Raw genomic sequence first — 14,492 nt, 5'->3', positions numbered from 1 at the left:
GCCGGGCGGTTGCTCGTTGCTGTCGCAAACGCAGCTAAAAATGCTCGCGAAGCTGGTGCAGGATAAGGGATGAGTGGGAGCTTCGCGAGCATTTGCCGTCGCGCTTGCGATAGCAACGCCACCCGTCCGCTCGGACGGGATGGCGAGCGACGAAGAGCAAATGCGATGAGCGAAGCAGCGCCGTTAGGCGCATCTGCGTTATCTGCGTTTTCTTTTCCCATTCTGCCCACTCACCACTAACTCATCTACACCGTCCAGAAAAACTACAAAGTACTTTCTTCACATCACATTTTTGGTGGAACTCCTTCTATTCAGTGTGTTCCGTGGTTACCCAAGAAAAACCAAAGTCAGAGTTTTTTTTATTTCAGACTTTTGGAGCAAATCCCGCCCCATTCTCCCACACTATTTTATACCTCATACATCCAATAATAGAGAGTTTATAGCTGTCCCGTAAAGGGCAGCTGTATATCACAGGAATGTGGCAGACCGTTTCTTGGGGCAACCCTGAAACAAAAACTGCTGAACCTGAGGTGAATGAAAAAATGTCCAAATCAATGTATGGATACGTTCGGGATGCGTGGAAAAAACCCGCAGACTCCGGTGTAAAGAAACTCCTCTGGGAGAGAATGCAGGTATGGCGCCGTCAGGGTGCCGTCGTCCGTATCGAGCGCCCGACCCGTATCGACCGCGCCCACGCACTCGGCTACAAAGCCAAGCAGGGCATCATCGTCGTTCGTGCATCCATCCGCCGCGGTGGCCGCAGAAAATCACGGTACATCCGCGGACGCAGAACCAACCGTATGGGAATGCGCAAAGCAACCCCCGGAAAGAACCTGCAGACCATCGCAGAAGAACGCGCACAGGACCGCTACCCGAACATGGAAGTCTTAAACTCCTACTGGGTTGGACAGGACGGAAAGTGCAAATACTTCGAAGTAATCCTCGTAGACCGCAGCAGCCCCGCAGTTCTTGCCGACAAGAACCTTGCCTGGATTGCAACCACCCGTGGACGGGTCTACCGTGGAAAATCTTCCGCAGGAAGAAAAGGACGCGGACTCCACAACCGCGGAACCGGTACCGAAAAGTGCCGTCCGAGCATCCGCTCCCACAAGAACCAGGGCAAATAACCCTGTATTCTTTTTTCTTATGATTACCGACGCCTGCATATTTGCAAATCAGGACGGACCCGCAACACCGCGCCGCATACTGCTCACCGCAAAATCCTGCGGAATTTCCCGTGTAGTTCTCTGCGGCAGCGCCCCGGACATCCCCGCATCCTACGCAGGAGTAACCGTTCTCCGCGGAAAAATCATCGGCAGCAGACAAAACGGCAGACAATTCCTTGACGCAGTCAGAAAAAGCCCCGCCGACTCCGTGATCCTGGTCAGTGCCGGAGAAAACAGCTTCAACCGGACAGCAATAACCACCAAAGGTGTGCATCTCTTAACCGGCATCACCGACCTCCCCAAAGGAGGATTCGATCACATCATCGCAAAAATGGCGGCAGACCATCACACCGGCATCGTCCTGGATCTCTCCCGCATCATCAACCCGAAAAGCCGGAGAACCGCCCTCTCCCGATATGCAGAAATCCTCTTCCTGCAGCGGAAGTATCACTTCCCGCTCGTCATTGCAAGCGGAGCAGACACCATCTTCGGCCTCAGAAACATCGCCGAAACCCTCGCACTCTGCTCCCTGTTCGGCATGACACGGCCGGAAGTCTATACCGCACTGAACAGCCTTGACGCCGTTCTCTCCCCGCCGCAGCTGGTAACGGTTGTAGAAAAGGAGGAAGCATGAGACCGCTCCCCCCGACCCTCCGGGAAAACCGCCGGTACCTTCTGGTAAAAATCACCGGCGAATTCCCCGCAATGCCGCCGCAAAAAGAAATCTACCATGCAGTCCGGGACGCAGCAGCAGAACTCTTCGGCGACGCAGGCTCAGCCCAGATGCACATCGCAGTCATCTGGTCCGACGGCGAACACGCCGTTATCCGGTGCCGCAGAGGATGGGAACAACAGACAACCGCCTGCGCTGCCGTCATCACCAAACTCTGCGGATATGCCGCAGTGTTCCGGACGATTGCCGTATCCGGAACAGTACACGGCGTCAAAAATCATATCAAAAGTACCACCTGGGACAATGACAGCCTGCCGGGCTATCGCTGCTCCGGCAAAAAAGTTGATAGTCTCAAAGGTAATAATACGCAACAATATCTCACACGAGATGATATACATAAGGAGTAACCATGCAGCCACAACAATATCAGATGGGAGGCTATGATCGTGCCATTACGATGTTCTCTCCCGACGGGCGCTTATATCAGGTTGAATATGCCCGCGAGGCAGTAAAGCGCGGAACAACCGCCGTTGGCATCAAATGCAAAACCGGCGTTGTTCTCCTCGTTGACAAACGCGTCAGCTCCCGCCTTCTGGAACCCTCATCCATTGAAAAGATCTTCATGATCGACGAACACATCGGCGTCGCCTCCTCCGGCCTCGTCGGAGACGCCCGTGCCCTGGTCGACCGTGCAAGAATTGAAGCACAGATCAACCGTGTCAGCTACGGCGAACCGATCGATGTAGAAACCCTTGCCAAAAAACTCTGCGACCACATGCAGACATACACCCTCTTCGGCGGTGCACGCCCGTACGGCACCGCCCTGCTGATTGCAGGGGTAGACAACGAAGGCGGCGAAACCCGTTACCGGCTCTTTGAAACAGACCCGTCGGGCACGCTCCTTGAATACACCGCAACCGGCATCGGCATCGGCAGACCCGCAGTAATGAAACTCTTTGAATCCGAATACAAAGAGAACATGACCGCCGAAGAAGCAATCGATCTCGGTCTGAAAGCCCTGCACACCGCAACCGAAGGCAAATTCGATGTAAACACCGTTGAGATCGGCATTGCCGGCGCGTACTCCGCAAAGAAACGGACGTCCAAGAAAGTCGAAGCACCGGTCGGCTCCGAAACCGCCGTTCTTCCCTTCCGGAAACTCAATGCCGAAGAGGTAAAGACCGCGGTCGCAAAGTTTTCCAAAGCACATACCGAAGACAAAAAAACGGACGCGTGAGGAAAACAGATGATCTCGCTTGATGATGCAGTAACGGCCCGGCTGGAAACACACGGTCTCCGGTTCGAAATTCTGGTGGACCCGGAACTCGCTGACAAGATGCGCCACGGCGACGAAAGTATTGCAATTGAAGACGCAGTCGCCGCACTCTACGTGTATGAAAACGCCTCGCACGGCGACAAATCGCCCGAAGAGGACCTGGAAAAGGTATTCAAGACCACCGTCTTTGAAGAGATTGCAAAACAGATCATCCTCAAAGGGGAAATCCACTTAACGACCGAACAGCGCCGCCGCCTCATGGAAGAAAAACGCCGCCGCGTCATCACCTTCATCGCACGCAACGCGGTAAACCCGCAGACCGGGCTGCCGCATCCGGCAACCCGTATCGAACTTGCGCTCGAAGAAGTCCGCATCAACTTTGACCCGTTTAAATCAGTGGACGAACTCGTAAAGGAAACCGTAAAAGCCCTGCGGCCGATCCTTCCGATCCGGTTTGAAGAGCGCAAAATTGCAGTCCGGTTCCCGATGGACTTCGCGGCCCGGGCATTCGGCGCGGTTTCCGGCGCAGCATATGTCACAATGGAAAAGAACGAATGGCAGAATGACGGATCGTGGATTTGCGTCGTCAGAATCCCCGCAGGAATGCAGGAAGAGTTTTTCAGCCTGGCAAACCATGCGGCAAAGGGCGACGCCCAGATCAAGATTTTAGAATAAGATTAAAACATCTGAGAACCAATAATAGTAGATATTTCTGAGGAATAACTATGGCATCCAAGAGCAAGCACGTAGCAAAGGGACGCGTTACCGGCAGTGCCGGACGTTTTGGTCCGAGATATGGTCGTTTCAACCGTAAGATGGTAAATGAGAGTGAGAAGATTTCCCGTGCAAAGCACCTGTGTCCGATGTGCGACACCGTTGCAGTCAAGCGCGTCGGAACCGGCATCTGGGAGTGCAAGAAATGCGGATACAAGTATGCCGGTGGTGCATATGTCCCGCAGACTCCTGCCTTAAAGGTCGTTCTCCGCTCTATCGAGACCAAAGGAGTATAACCGAATGGTCAGTTACAAGTGCGCCCGCTGTAAACAAACAGTTGAGATTGATGCAAATGTCCGCTGTCCCTACTGCGGACACCGTATTCTCTTTAAGGCGCGCGGTGCCGGAACGAAAGTACTGAAAGCCCGATGACGTTCGTAACTTCATCGCGCAAACCGTCACCGGAAGTGCGCAGACTCGCAAAAGAGATCGCTTTTGCGCTCGATCTCCCGTATGTTCAGCGGGGAAAAGCTGGTCTTCGGACAATGGACGCCGAAGACCCGGTAATAATTTTTCTGTCCGGCGCAAAGCGCGGCGGCCAGATATTTGATCTGACCGTATCGGGAAAGATCGTTTTTTCCATGCTGATTACCAACGTTCTGATGAGCGAGCGGACCGTACCGTTCCGTCACGGATTTGTTATCCGGGAACGTGAACTGTATGATGCGCTGTCGCCGCATCTTCCCGTAATGTTTGACGCGGGGGCACCGGGACCGATTGTGTTCTATGGAACCCAGAAGATGCAGTACATTCTGCAGGTCATGGTATGACCGGCAGCGGTGCGGATGTTCTCGGGGCGGAGGTCTGCGTGCCGACGCATACGGCAGAGTTCCGGTTTGCGTGTCCGTATGCGGACAAACTGTATGCGGTTCTTGCACCGGAAGCAGGATCGGATCCGGGAGAAAAGTCACGCGTGCGCATTTCCCGTGACGGGGAAGTTGTGACACTGTTTGTGGAGGCGGAGGATGCAGCAGCCCTTCGTGCTTCGCTGAATATGTGGCTCCGGTTAGTGAATGTGTGTAAAGAAGTATTGGAGTTGTAAAAATGGCAAACCCACAGGCGGGTATCCCCCCGCAGATTCAGCAGCAGCTGGCAATGTTTCAGCAGATTCAGCAGCAGCTGCAGCAGGTATCTTCCCAGAAGATGCAGTATGAGATGACGCTTCGCGAGACCAAACGCGCCCTTGAAGAACTCGGCGCCGCAGCAGAGGATGCAGTTGTATTCTCCTCGGCAGGTTCGATTCTGATCCAGAAAAACAAGGATGCAGTCGCATCAGAGCTTCAGGAGAAGATCGATTCCCTTGAGCTTCGCGTGGGTTCTCTGGAAAAGCAGGAGAAAACCATGGCCGCAAAGGCAGGCCAGCTGCAAAAGCAGATTCAGGACGCTGTTGCCGGTGCAGGCAGCGTTCCGACTGCCGAATAACTTTTTTTTTCATCCGGTTATCTTCAAATAGCTGTCCGTCGATATACGACGGTATGTGTTTTTTATCCGTGGAAAAGGCTGCCGGATCTCTGGGATGTCTGTTGCTGCTGTTGGGAATGGTTGCGCCGCTGTATACCATCAACCTGGTCGTAGTGGAGCTGTATCCGGTAACGGCAGCATCTGATCTCCGGCTGGCCCTGTGTTTTGTGGTGCTGCTGTGCGGGGCAGCGTACGCAACCGCACGCGGCCGGTATCTCATTCTCGCTCTCACCGGCATTCTGACCTTCCTGTTTACGGTCCTGCTGCATACCGTGATTACCGAACAGGTACAGGCACTTGCCGGATCCTTGGCTGACCTTGGCGGCGGTGCCTCCACCCTTCTCGGCGGCATTCTGGGCGGAGTTGCCGGCTATCTGATCAATGCAACGGTCATGGCGTCCTGGGGCTGGTATCTCTTCATTGCCGCCGGTCTGGTTTTGTTCGCAGCAGGTATCCTCGGCGCGGTAATGGCGAGAAAACACGGTGCAGGGGAGATCTCCGGATAACATTTTTTTTGAAAAAAATCCGGAAACGTTCCGTTCTGTTTTTGAAAACGGGAAAAAGAAAACGCTCAAGTCGGAATTCGAATCCGAGTCGATGCCGTGACAGGGCATCATGATAGGCCACTACACTACTTGAGCACAAATATTCTGGCAGATCATCCCTTGGACAGCAATCAAAAACATGAACGCTCAAGTCGGAATTCGAATCCGAGTCGATGCCGTGACAGGGCATCATGATAGGCCACTACACTACTTGAGCACATGAAATTTTTGACTGCGGTCATGAAAATGGTCCCGACTCCCGGATTCGAACCGGGGACATCGCGGTAGCCGCGCAGTACGCCCGCAGGCGTTAATCTTACTACAGCCGCGCACTCTACCATCTGAGTTAAGTCGGGATGACTGCTTTAATAAGAATGTCGTATGGAAATATAAACATGACGATTTGCCGGGCATTGCACCGAAACCCGTTTATTGCCTACAAATGATCGGCATTGACCGAATTTCAGCCCACGAATCGGAATACCGATACCACGCCGGTCTGCCCGGATCTGTTTTTGTCATATTCCCAACTCTTTAATAGAAAGAACAGAAGAGAATAGAACGAAACAACCTGGGGGAGTAGAGAAAAAATGGGAGAACCATACTATATCGGGGGTAAGCTAACCCGCAGTCCAAATAGCATTCCGGTGATATTTTCCTATACCGGTGAAAAATATGCCGAAATCTGCCTTGCAGGCATGGACGATCAGGCACGTGCGGCCGACTGTGCCACCCTCGGATTTGCCGAAACAAAAATCCTGCCCGGTCACCGACGCGCAGAGATTCTCCGGCTGATCGCAGACAAAATCGAAGAACACCGCGAAGAATTCGTACAGATCCTGATCCATGAATCCGGCAAACCGGTCCGGCAGGCACATCTTGAAGTAACCCGTGCCGTATCCGTAATGCGGATATCTGCCGAGGAAAGCGTCCGGCTTACCGGCAAAGTCATCCCCATGGACAGCACCGAGTTTGGCGAAGGCTACACCGGCTACTACTACAAAGTACCCTCAGGTCCCGTTCTGTGCATCACACCCTTCAATTACCCGTTGAACCTTGCCTGTCATAAAATAGGTCCGGCAATTGCCGCGGGATGTTCCTTTGTTCTCAAACCGTCCACAAAAACGTCCCTCTCAGCCCTCCTGCTCGCCCGCATGGTACTCGAAGCAGGCTACCCGGCAAACGCCGTCAATGTGGTCCCCTGCTTCGGCTCCAACGCCGAAACACTGGTACGTGATCCCCGTTTTACCGTACTGTCCTTTACGGGAAGTCCTGCAATCGGCTGGCGGCTGAAAGAACTGTTCCCCGGCCGGCGCATCAGCCTTGAACTGGGAGGAAACGCACCGGCAGTCGTGTACAAAGATGCGGATCTCGCCTATGCCGCCCGGAGGATTGCGGAAGGTGCTGTAGTCAACGCAGGTCAGAGCTGCATCAGCGTACAGCGGGTTTACCTCCACGACGACATTTACGACACCTGTCTTGCGATGATCCTGGAACACATGCGATCCTTTGTTGTAGGAGATCCCCGTCTGCCGGAAACCGATGTAGGTCCGATGATCTCGGAGATGGAAGCCGTGAAGACCGAGGAAAAGATCAAGCAGGCGGTAATACGGGGCGCGCGCATTCTGGTCGGCGGCGTACGTGACGGTGCGCTGTTTTACCCGACGGTTCTGGAACGCACCTCATCCGAGATGGGCGTCTGTTCAAGTGAAATGTTTTCGCCGATGATCATCGTCCGCCGGTACTCGGATTTTGACGAGGTCACCCGGATGGTGAACGAATCAAGATACGGTCTGCAGGGAAGTGTCTTCACCAACTCTCTGGACATCCTGGAAAAAGCCGCCATGGAATTTGAAGGAGGAACACTCGTCATCAATGACTACCCGACCTTCCGTGCAGACTCCATGCCCTATGGCGGAATAAAACTTTCCGGTATCGGACGGGAAGGGCCGAAGTATCTGATCGATGAATTTATGGAAAAACGGCTGGTGGTTGTGCGCCACCGGTTCTCCTTCGTATGATACGTGAGGGGTTCGCGGTGATCGGCTGCCCGCGCTGCAGACGGATGCAGGTTGCCGATCTCACGCATGCAACAAAGACCTGCATCTGCGGCCATAAAATCGATATGACAAAGACAAAACTCCTCGCAGTCTCAGACTCCGCAGACGAGGCAGGAGCAGTGCTGAGATCCTTTACCGCACCAAAAAACTCCGGCTTTGTATCGGCAGCAAGCATGTACAGCTCTTCCCCTGCTGAAAAAACACTGAAAAAAAAGTGACTGAGATAGTATTTCAGTCAAGCGGAACCGCTTCAAGCGTAGAAACGAGCTGCCAGATACTGGTCCGGGCATACACCGGCATGTTCGGATCGTTGCTGATCTCGTCAATTAAGGACAGAGCATCTGCGGCCCGCAGGCCGGTAGTCTTCTTCTCATCAAGAAGCACGGTTTTTGTCTCATCTGCGACACGGCGGATGTTGCGGGGAATCGTCGAATCCTCGCTGATTGCCTGAAGCATCATCACACACTGTTTTATCATCTCTTCCGGACTTGCCATGTTGAAAATCCCTCCTGAAAGCCTGGTCTATCCTGATAGAACAGGATAGCATACCCCAAAACTATGCTTAAGGTTAGAGCGTCCACAGTGATAAAGCATGCTATCTATATGTGCCGGGCGGAATAATAGTATCAGTATGAATAGCGGTGCACGAAAACCTGACGATATTATGGCTGAGTATCTTCTCAGCGGGGCAAAGATGCTGGCGGATCTCTGTCCTGACTGCGGAGCCCCGATGTTTGAGGTGAAAGGCAAACGCATGTGCGTGGTCTGTGCCGCGTCTGCGGCCGCGCCGCAGACCGCGGTACCGAAGGTTGTTGCCGCGGACGGCTCCGCTCCGGTTCCGGAGAACGTGCGGGTGATTACGCCGAAGTACGCAAAGGAGCAAAACACACCGGTACCGGTTTCCGGCGACATCCCTGCACGGCTGGACACCCTGATTCTGCAGTTCTGTACCCGGGCTGAAGCTGAACCGGACCCGGCACGCTGTCTGTCGTATATGGAGTGTATCCGAACGGCAGCGGAAGCCCGGACGATGCTGAACCGCTGAAAGCGATGGGCTTAATGAAATTCCCTGCATACTAATTAGAGATGAAGGTTATCGGTGTTGTCGGATATCCGGCGAGCGGGAAGGGTGAATTTTCGCAGATTGCCGCAGGGCTCGGTATTCCTGTAGTGGTAATGGGAGACATGATCCGACGGCAGGTAACCGCCGCGGGTCTTGCCCTCACCGATGAAAACATCGGGGCTGCCGCCCGCAGGCTCCGCGAGGATTTCGGCATGGATGCCGTTGCGATGCTGACCGCAGAAGAGGTCGGAAAGCAGCACGCGGATGCGGTGGTCATTGACGGAATCCGGGGGGATGCGGAGGTCCGTTATTTCCGTTCGGTTTTTCCGGAGTTTGTGCTGGTAGCCGTTGAGGCATCGTTTGCGGTGCGGCTTTCCCGGATGCAGTCGCGGGGACGAAGCGACGACACAACGACGGCGGAAAGTCTGAAAGCCCGCGACGAGCGTGAAGAATCATTCGGGCTTGCTGCCGCGATGGCGCTTGCCGGAGTACGGCTCGTGAACGAATCAACACGGGACGTCTATGAGGCAGCGGTCCGGCGGGTATTTTCGGAGGAACTATGAAGATCTATTTTGCATCGTCGCGGCTTTCCCTCAAAGATCCGGAAAGCTGGGTCGCAGGAATTGCGCAGGCCGGATTTGACGGCTGGGAGATTTCCATGGACGGCTGGTTCCACAGTGTTGCAGATATTCCGCGGAAATTTCCGGGGATCCGAAAAGTTCTGCGGGATACGGGTCTTGAGTCCTCGGTCCATCTGCCGTTTTCCGGTCTGAACCCCGCATCGCTGAACGCTGATGTCTGGAACGCGACCGTGAGTCAGCTTTCGGCGTGCATCGAGTCCGCATCGGAGATTGCAGACACCATCACACTGCACCCGGGATACCTTGAACCAAACGGCCGTGAGGCAACATCCGCAGCATGGAATACTCACAAAGAAGCTCTGGCACGGCTTGGTGAGGTTGCGGAACGTACAGGGGTTTGTGTGGCGCTTGAGAACATGCCGAACCTTGAGGATTTTTACTGCCGGGACCCGTATGAACTGGAGGGTTTTGCGGATGCGGTATCGGGGATTTCCCTCACGTTTGATGTGGGGCATGCGAATACGAACGGAAATCTGGATGCCTTCTGCCGGGTGATTCTGCCGCGGGCGGCACACCTGCACATCCATGATAATCACGGAAAGTACGATGAGCACCTCCCGCTGGGAAAGGGGTCCATCGACTGGAAAAAGATTATGCCAAAGATCCAGGCAGAGTATCACGGAAAGATTATGGTCGTTGAAGGCAGGAATCCTGCGGAAGGCAGGATCAGTCTGGATCTGATCCGGGAGTGGTTCTGATCATGGCAGGCGGCGAGACACTGTTTGTACATTTTCTGGGGACTGCCGGAGCACTGCCGACACCGAACAGAAATCCGTCGTGCATTATGATCCGCCGGGGTTCGGACACGCTGCTGTTCGACTGCGGCGAGGGAGCACAGCAGCAGATGATGCGGGCGAAGACCGGGTTTACGGTGAATGCGATCTTTGTGACGCACTGGCACGCGGATCATTATCTCGGCATTTTCGGCCTGGTGGAGACGATGGCATTCAACGGACGAACGGAGCCGTTAACGATCTACGGACCTTCGGGGGTGGACGGGTTTGTGGAGATTATTCACCGGCTGACACCGAAGATTCCGTTTGTGCTGTCTGCGGTGGAAGTTGCGGACGGTGACGTGACCCTGTTTGACGGGTATTCGGTGATGGCGTTTAAGACGTATCACGGGCTTGAGAGTGTCGGGTATATCCTGGAGGAGGATATGCGTCCCGGACGGTTCAACCGTGAGGAAGCGGTTGCACTTGGTGTTCCCCCGGGTCCGCTGTTCGGGAAGTTACAGCGCGGGGAGAGTGTGCGGATTGTCCGTGATGGAGCGGAGGTTGTTATCTCACCCGAACAGGTGATGGGTGAGCGCCGCCGCGGCCGGAAGGTAGTGTACACCGGCGATACCCGGCCCGTGAAGAATAAAAATGATCTGCTGGAAGGGGCGGATCTGCTGATCCATGAGGCAACGTTTGATGAGGAGGAGGGTTCGGCCCGTGCCAAAGAGGTCTGGCACTCAACAGCACGGGAGGCGGGTATGGTTGCGGCGGCTGTTCATCCGAAGATTCTGGCACTGGTGCATTTCAGCTCGCGGTACACGTCAACAGCAAATCATCTGCAGGATGCACGGGAGTTCTTCGACGGGGAGATTGTCGCACCGGCGGATCTTTCGGTTATTGAAATTCCGTTTTCAGATGTCTGAGCAAGGGGATTTCCTCTCTCTGCTGAACCCTCTTTTTTTGGAAACGGTATTCGGAAGTCTTTCTCTTTGGTTCCTCAGCAAAACCAAAAAAAGACGCACACGTCCGCTTTTCGGAAAAATGATGGAATACACCGGTGATGATGTCCTATCCATGGAGGATGTATTGGGCACCGCGTGTCATAAACATATCTTGTCCGGTGCTGATGAGATAAATTCTCCATTGGTGCTGTTGGGACAGGATTTGTTCCATTCCCTGATTTCTTGAAATTTATCTGGTATAATATTTTTAAAAAGTATTCAGAAGAGATTTTTCAGATTTCCGGAGTGATTTCATCCCATTATCAGATATTTCTGAAAAAGATGTTCACGGGCATGATATCCTCCATGGATAGGATGTAATATCCGGAAAAATTCATCTCCGGATCATCCCGTTTGCAGTCCGCAGTCCCTCTCGTCGGCGGCACTCGGACCGCATGCAGCATCAATGATCTCATGTCGGATGCCACCACGTCCGGAAAAGATCTCGTACGAAAAGTACATCGCAGACACTACCTTTTCGTATCCCTGCCTGTATGCATCCGGCCGAAACCGAAAAACCGCAATCTTTTTTTTCAAAAAAAAGTTATGGAGAGACGGACTCTGCCGGTTCTTCCTCGTCTTCCTCTTCCTTCACCGCGTCGGCAAGAGCCGCCGCATCAAGGTTGTAGTAATAGTACTCGCCCGCCGCCTTCTGCTCGCGGTCAAGATACGACCCCGGCTTATTGATCCGCGGACGTCCCGTCTTGTCACGGCGGAAGGTGATGCCTAAAAGACCAAGGAACTTATTCATTCCCTCCTTCATCTCAAACGGCCCGGTAGCAAGACCGTTTGCACCCGGAACCCCGTCGAAGACCAGCAGCCGTTCACTGATCATATCGATCGTGTACATATCATGATCGATCACCATGATACCGGCACCCTTGTCCTCTGCCGCACGCTTGATAACCTTCGTGGTCACGAGCCGCTGCTCCACATCCAGATGGGCGCTTGGTTCATCCAGAATATACAGATCCGCATCCCGCGACAGGCACAGGGCAATTGCCACACGCTGCAGTTCTCCGCCGGAAAGGTGGTTAACCTCGGACTGTAACAGCGGCATTAACCCGAGCGGCTCCAGAATCTCGTGCTGGTAATAGGAAGAGTCAAACCGCCGGGTCGCCTGCCGCAGCAGGAACTCCACCGTATCCGACGTGTTCGCCGTCACATACTGCGGCTTATACGACACCGTCACCGTATCAAACTTCCTGCCGTCGTCCGGAGTCTCAACACCTGCAAGCAGTTTGGCAAACGTGGACTTTCCAATACCGTTTGCACCGACGATACCCAGAACCTCGCCGCGCCGGACCTCGCCGCCCGCAACCTTCAGCGTAAAACCGGGGAAGGTCTTCGTCATCTCCGGAATCTCCATTAAGATCTCGCGTTCCACATCGCTTTCATGGCCGCGTGTCTCAAACACCACCGGATAGTCACGGATACGCACGTTCTCCTCTGCCACGAATCCTTCCAGATACTGGTTCACCCCGATTCTGACACCTTTGGGCCGTGTAATAATACCAAACGCCGCAGGCTTGCCGTAGGCGATGTGGACAGTCTCCGCAACCATGTCTAAAATCGCAATATCGTGTTCGACCAGAATAACCGGATGCGACTCCGCAAGCTCACGGATCAGTTTTGCCGCGATCATCCTCTGGTAAATGTCCAGGAACGGCGTCACTTCATCGAGGAAGTAGAAATCAGCCTCCTTAGACAACGCAACGGTGAGTGCGACACGCTGCAGTTCTCCGCCTGACAGGGTGGAGAGATCCTTGTCAAGAATCGTGTCCAGGGCAAGTTCTCTGATGAAGTGATCCAGCTGTTTACGCTCATCATTTGCCTTGAGCAGATCGCCGACCTTTCCCTTGAACACTTTCGGGATAAAATCGATGTACTGCGGCTTGATGGAGGCACGGATCGTCTTTTTTGCGACCTGCTGCAGGTAGTCCAGCAGTTCGGTTCCGGCATAGAACTTGAGAATTTCTTCCCAGGACACCTCACGCTCAAAGATGCCGAGATTCGGTTTGACCTGGCCGGAAAGAATTTTCACGGCGGTTGACTTTCCGATACCGTTCGGTCCGAGAACACCGGTGACTTTACCTGTCACCGGCTGGGGGAGACCGTACAGCACGAATGCATTCGGCCCGTAGCGGTGCACCGGGGTATCCAGCTCCTCCGGCAGCTGGATAATGTCCAGTGCCTCAAACGGACACTTCTTGATACAGATACCGCAACCGACACACAGCTCCTCGGAGATCTCGGCACGGCCGCTTTCGCCTATCTGAATGGTTTCGTCTCCGGTACGTACCCGCGGACAGTAGGCTATGCATTCCTGTCCGCATTTCCGGGAATGACACCGGTCTTTGTGAACGATGGCAATCCTCATGATATTACTCGGCCAGGAGCGAAGTGCTCAGAATGATCGTCCAGGAAAGATACCACATGGCAAAGGTCATGAACGCCTGGTAGAACCAGTCCTTCTTGCCGAGCTTGGCGGTATCGATCCTGATGAGGATGAAGATGGTTCTCTGCAGGACGATTGCGACCAGCAGAATCAGGACACCCACAAAGGGATCGGCCTGGGTACCGGTTTCCGGGTTCGGTGTTCCTGCGATGAAGTAGGAAGCAATACCGGCAATCATACCAAGAACACAGGCGATGAGTGTTCTGATGACACGCTCGCTGTGCTCTGCTTTTTTGCGGACGATCTTCTCTTCGGGGGTCTCCTTTTTCTTTGGCGGTGCAGTCTGTTTCGGCACTTCCGCAGCGGGTGCGGGGGTTGCGGCGGTGTCCGGTGACTGGACTTCTGCTGCCGCCACCACGGTTTCGTCAACCGGATCCGGGATAGTGATCATCTCGATTGCTTTTTCCGGGCAGATGCGGACACATTTGGCACATCCGTTACACAGCTCTTCGTTCACCGTTGCCTTTTTATTTCTCCCGATGTAGATTACCGGCTGGTCCTTACGTGATACGGGACAGAACCGGATGCAGCGGTTGCAGTCTGCTGTACTGCATTTTTCCTTTTTGACTCGTGCTACCTGCATATCTGGTATTCTCCGGAGGTGAAGATCTTTCGCCGCAGCTGTGCTGCGGCATAGATGCTTTATTTTTTTAGT

Annotated in this window: 21 protein-coding genes and 3 tRNA genes; 18 read left to right on the top strand and 6 right to left on the bottom strand. The window is 54.0% G+C overall.

What is annotated here, in order from left to right; genetic code table 11:
• The first annotated feature begins 542 nt into the window (after positions 1-542).
• From O0S09_RS05895 to O0S09_RS05845, 11 genes are read left to right on the top strand one after another with little or no spacing between them, the layout of a single operon-like run.
• Positions 543-1,127: a 50S ribosomal protein L15e gene (locus tag O0S09_RS05895; protein WP_268923039.1), complete on the top strand. Its 585-nt coding sequence runs from the start codon at positions 543-545 to the stop codon at positions 1,125-1,127.
• A 19-nt stretch (positions 1,128-1,146) separates the two neighbouring features.
• Positions 1,147-1,800: an RNase P subunit p30 family protein gene (locus tag O0S09_RS05890; RefSeq protein ID WP_268923038.1), complete on the top strand. Its 654-nt coding sequence runs from the start codon at positions 1,147-1,149 to the stop codon at positions 1,798-1,800.
• Positions 1,797-2,246 carry an Rpp14/Pop5 family protein gene (locus O0S09_RS05885; protein WP_268923037.1) on the top strand — a complete coding sequence of 150 codons (450 nt, stop codon included), beginning with the start codon at positions 1,797-1,799 and terminating at the stop codon, positions 2,244-2,246. The genes O0S09_RS05890 and O0S09_RS05885 overlap by 4 nt, the downstream gene beginning before the upstream one ends.
• A gap of 2 nt (positions 2,247-2,248) precedes the next feature.
• Positions 2,249-3,076, top strand: a complete 828-nt coding sequence (gene psmA, locus O0S09_RS05880; protein WP_268923036.1) for an archaeal proteasome endopeptidase complex subunit alpha — start codon at positions 2,249-2,251, stop codon at positions 3,074-3,076.
• A gap of 9 nt (positions 3,077-3,085) precedes the next feature.
• Positions 3,086-3,790, top strand: coding sequence for a ribosome assembly factor SBDS (locus O0S09_RS05875; RefSeq protein WP_268923035.1), 705 nt, complete (start codon positions 3,086-3,088; stop codon positions 3,788-3,790).
• A 50-nt stretch (positions 3,791-3,840) separates the two neighbouring features.
• Positions 3,841-4,125, top strand: coding sequence for a 50S ribosomal protein L37ae (locus tag O0S09_RS05870; protein ID WP_268923034.1), 285 nt, complete (start codon positions 3,841-3,843; stop codon positions 4,123-4,125).
• 4 nt (positions 4,126-4,129) lie between these two features.
• Positions 4,130-4,261, top strand: a complete 132-nt coding sequence (locus O0S09_RS05865) for a DNA-directed RNA polymerase subunit P (protein WP_268923033.1) — start codon at positions 4,130-4,132, stop codon at positions 4,259-4,261.
• Positions 4,258-4,659: a Brix domain-containing protein gene (locus O0S09_RS05860; protein WP_268923032.1), complete on the top strand. Its 402-nt coding sequence runs from the start codon at positions 4,258-4,260 to the stop codon at positions 4,657-4,659. Before O0S09_RS05865 ends, O0S09_RS05860 begins: the two co-directional genes overlap by 4 nt.
• Positions 4,656-4,931: a KEOPS complex subunit Pcc1 gene (locus O0S09_RS05855; protein WP_268923031.1), complete on the top strand. Its 276-nt coding sequence runs from the start codon at positions 4,656-4,658 to the stop codon at positions 4,929-4,931. The genes O0S09_RS05860 and O0S09_RS05855 overlap by 4 nt, the downstream gene beginning before the upstream one ends.
• A gap of 2 nt (positions 4,932-4,933) precedes the next feature.
• Positions 4,934-5,311: a prefoldin subunit beta gene (locus O0S09_RS05850; RefSeq protein ID WP_268923030.1), complete on the top strand. Its 378-nt coding sequence runs from the start codon at positions 4,934-4,936 to the stop codon at positions 5,309-5,311.
• 53 nt (positions 5,312-5,364) lie between these two features.
• The gene (locus O0S09_RS05845; RefSeq protein WP_268923029.1) at positions 5,365-5,856 is read left to right on the top strand and encodes a hypothetical protein; all 492 of its coding nucleotides are present in this window, start codon (positions 5,365-5,367) and stop codon (positions 5,854-5,856) included.
• 62 nt (positions 5,857-5,918) lie between these two features.
• Here O0S09_RS05845 and O0S09_RS05840 read toward each other — a convergent pair.
• The 3 genes from O0S09_RS05840 to O0S09_RS05830 all read right to left on the bottom strand — a co-directional run bounded on the left by O0S09_RS05840 (position 5,919) and on the right by O0S09_RS05830 (position 6,251).
• Positions 5,919-5,991: transfer RNA gene (locus tag O0S09_RS05840), tRNA-Asp, on the bottom strand.
• 48 nt (positions 5,992-6,039) lie between these two features.
• Positions 6,040-6,112: transfer RNA gene (locus tag O0S09_RS05835), tRNA-Asp, on the bottom strand.
• 30 nt (positions 6,113-6,142) lie between these two features.
• Positions 6,143-6,251: transfer RNA gene (locus tag O0S09_RS05830), tRNA-Tyr, on the bottom strand.
• 234 nt (positions 6,252-6,485) lie between these two features.
• On the opposite strand from O0S09_RS05830, the gene O0S09_RS05825 reads away from it, so the two are divergent.
• Both O0S09_RS05825 and O0S09_RS05820 read left to right on the top strand, forming a co-directional pair.
• The gene (locus O0S09_RS05825) at positions 6,486-7,916 is read left to right on the top strand and encodes an aldehyde dehydrogenase family protein (RefSeq protein ID WP_268923028.1); all 1,431 of its coding nucleotides are present in this window, start codon (positions 6,486-6,488) and stop codon (positions 7,914-7,916) included.
• Positions 7,913-8,173, top strand: a complete 261-nt coding sequence (locus O0S09_RS05820; protein ID WP_268923027.1) for a DUF1922 domain-containing protein — start codon at positions 7,913-7,915, stop codon at positions 8,171-8,173. The genes O0S09_RS05825 and O0S09_RS05820 overlap by 4 nt, the downstream gene beginning before the upstream one ends.
• Positions 8,174-8,186: 13 nt before the next feature.
• Here the strand turns inward: O0S09_RS05820 and O0S09_RS05815 are convergent, their stop codons facing one another.
• Positions 8,187-8,450 carry a stationary phase-response protein gene (locus O0S09_RS05815; protein ID WP_268923026.1) on the bottom strand — a complete coding sequence of 88 codons (264 nt, stop codon included), beginning with the start codon at positions 8,448-8,450 and terminating at the stop codon, positions 8,187-8,189.
• A 136-nt stretch (positions 8,451-8,586) separates the two neighbouring features.
• Here O0S09_RS05815 and O0S09_RS05810 point away from each other — a divergent pair, with 136 nt between their 5' ends.
• From O0S09_RS05810 to O0S09_RS05790, 5 genes are read left to right on the top strand one after another with little or no spacing between them, the layout of a single operon-like run.
• The gene (locus O0S09_RS05810; protein ID WP_268923025.1) at positions 8,587-9,000 is read left to right on the top strand and encodes an autoantigen p27 domain-containing protein; all 414 of its coding nucleotides are present in this window, start codon (positions 8,587-8,589) and stop codon (positions 8,998-9,000) included.
• A 41-nt stretch (positions 9,001-9,041) separates the two neighbouring features.
• Positions 9,042-9,581 carry an AAA family ATPase gene (locus tag O0S09_RS05805; protein ID WP_268923024.1) on the top strand — a complete coding sequence of 180 codons (540 nt, stop codon included), beginning with the start codon at positions 9,042-9,044 and terminating at the stop codon, positions 9,579-9,581.
• Positions 9,578-10,357: a sugar phosphate isomerase/epimerase family protein gene (locus O0S09_RS05800; RefSeq protein WP_268923023.1), complete on the top strand. Its 780-nt coding sequence runs from the start codon at positions 9,578-9,580 to the stop codon at positions 10,355-10,357. Before O0S09_RS05805 ends, O0S09_RS05800 begins: the two co-directional genes overlap by 4 nt.
• Before the next feature lie 2 nt (positions 10,358-10,359).
• Positions 10,360-11,301 (top strand): ribonuclease Z, encoded by a 942-nt coding sequence (locus O0S09_RS05795; protein ID WP_268923022.1) that lies wholly within the window; start codon positions 10,360-10,362, stop codon positions 11,299-11,301.
• Entirely contained in the window at positions 11,294-11,566 is a 273-nt protein-coding gene (locus O0S09_RS05790) for a hypothetical protein (RefSeq protein WP_268923021.1), read from the top strand. Before O0S09_RS05795 ends, O0S09_RS05790 begins: the two co-directional genes overlap by 8 nt.
• A 357-nt stretch (positions 11,567-11,923) precedes the next feature.
• Here the strand turns inward: O0S09_RS05790 and O0S09_RS05785 are convergent, their stop codons facing one another.
• Together O0S09_RS05785 and O0S09_RS05780 are read right to left on the bottom strand one after the other, a co-directional pair.
• Positions 11,924-13,759, bottom strand: a complete 1,836-nt coding sequence (locus tag O0S09_RS05785; RefSeq protein WP_268923020.1) for a ribosome biogenesis/translation initiation ATPase RLI — start codon at positions 13,757-13,759, stop codon at positions 11,924-11,926.
• A 4-nt stretch (positions 13,760-13,763) separates the two neighbouring features.
• Positions 13,764-14,420, bottom strand: coding sequence for an EMC6-like membrane protein (locus O0S09_RS05780; RefSeq protein WP_268923019.1), 657 nt, complete (start codon positions 14,418-14,420; stop codon positions 13,764-13,766).
• Positions 14,421-14,492: the final 72 nt, after the last annotated feature.

The sequence above is a fragment of the Methanocorpusculum vombati genome, assembly GCF_026891935.1.
GTDB lineage: Archaea > Halobacteriota > Methanomicrobia > Methanomicrobiales > Methanocorpusculaceae > Methanocorpusculum > Methanocorpusculum vombati.
Note: the sequence above shows the minus strand (reverse complement) of the source record. Positions and strands in the feature narration are given on the sequence as shown.

Excerpts from the sequence above, each read along its gene's own strand:
- O0S09_RS05895 (WP_268923039.1), top strand. The coding sequence starts at position 543 with ATGTCCAAATCAATGTATGGATACGTTCGGGATGCGTGGAAAAAACCC.
- O0S09_RS05890 (WP_268923038.1), top strand. The coding sequence starts at position 1,147 with ATGATTACCGACGCCTGCATATTTGCAAATCAGGACGGACCCGCAACA.
- O0S09_RS05885 (WP_268923037.1), top strand. The coding sequence starts at position 1,797 with ATGAGACCGCTCCCCCCGACCCTCCGGGAAAACCGCCGGTACCTTCTG.
- psmA (WP_268923036.1), top strand. The coding sequence starts at position 2,249 with ATGCAGCCACAACAATATCAGATGGGAGGCTATGATCGTGCCATTACG.
- O0S09_RS05875 (WP_268923035.1), top strand. The coding sequence starts at position 3,086 with ATGATCTCGCTTGATGATGCAGTAACGGCCCGGCTGGAAACACACGGT.
- O0S09_RS05870 (WP_268923034.1), top strand. The coding sequence starts at position 3,841 with ATGGCATCCAAGAGCAAGCACGTAGCAAAGGGACGCGTTACCGGCAGT.
- O0S09_RS05865 (WP_268923033.1), top strand. The coding sequence starts at position 4,130 with ATGGTCAGTTACAAGTGCGCCCGCTGTAAACAAACAGTTGAGATTGAT.
- O0S09_RS05860 (WP_268923032.1), top strand. The coding sequence starts at position 4,258 with ATGACGTTCGTAACTTCATCGCGCAAACCGTCACCGGAAGTGCGCAGA.
- O0S09_RS05855 (WP_268923031.1), top strand. The coding sequence starts at position 4,656 with ATGACCGGCAGCGGTGCGGATGTTCTCGGGGCGGAGGTCTGCGTGCCG.
- O0S09_RS05850 (WP_268923030.1), top strand. The coding sequence starts at position 4,934 with ATGGCAAACCCACAGGCGGGTATCCCCCCGCAGATTCAGCAGCAGCTG.
- O0S09_RS05845 (WP_268923029.1), top strand. The coding sequence starts at position 5,365 with ATGTGTTTTTTATCCGTGGAAAAGGCTGCCGGATCTCTGGGATGTCTG.
- O0S09_RS05825 (WP_268923028.1), top strand. The coding sequence starts at position 6,486 with ATGGGAGAACCATACTATATCGGGGGTAAGCTAACCCGCAGTCCAAAT.
- O0S09_RS05820 (WP_268923027.1), top strand. The coding sequence starts at position 7,913 with ATGATACGTGAGGGGTTCGCGGTGATCGGCTGCCCGCGCTGCAGACGG.
- O0S09_RS05815 (WP_268923026.1), bottom strand. The coding sequence starts at position 8,450 with ATGGCAAGTCCGGAAGAGATGATAAAACAGTGTGTGATGATGCTTCAG.
- O0S09_RS05810 (WP_268923025.1), top strand. The coding sequence starts at position 8,587 with ATGAATAGCGGTGCACGAAAACCTGACGATATTATGGCTGAGTATCTT.
- O0S09_RS05805 (WP_268923024.1), top strand. The coding sequence starts at position 9,042 with ATGAAGGTTATCGGTGTTGTCGGATATCCGGCGAGCGGGAAGGGTGAA.
- O0S09_RS05800 (WP_268923023.1), top strand. The coding sequence starts at position 9,578 with ATGAAGATCTATTTTGCATCGTCGCGGCTTTCCCTCAAAGATCCGGAA.
- O0S09_RS05795 (WP_268923022.1), top strand. The coding sequence starts at position 10,360 with ATGGCAGGCGGCGAGACACTGTTTGTACATTTTCTGGGGACTGCCGGA.
- O0S09_RS05790 (WP_268923021.1), top strand. The coding sequence starts at position 11,294 with ATGTCTGAGCAAGGGGATTTCCTCTCTCTGCTGAACCCTCTTTTTTTG.
- O0S09_RS05785 (WP_268923020.1), bottom strand. The coding sequence starts at position 13,759 with ATGAGGATTGCCATCGTTCACAAAGACCGGTGTCATTCCCGGAAATGC.
- O0S09_RS05780 (WP_268923019.1), bottom strand. The coding sequence starts at position 14,420 with ATGCAGGTAGCACGAGTCAAAAAGGAAAAATGCAGTACAGCAGACTGC.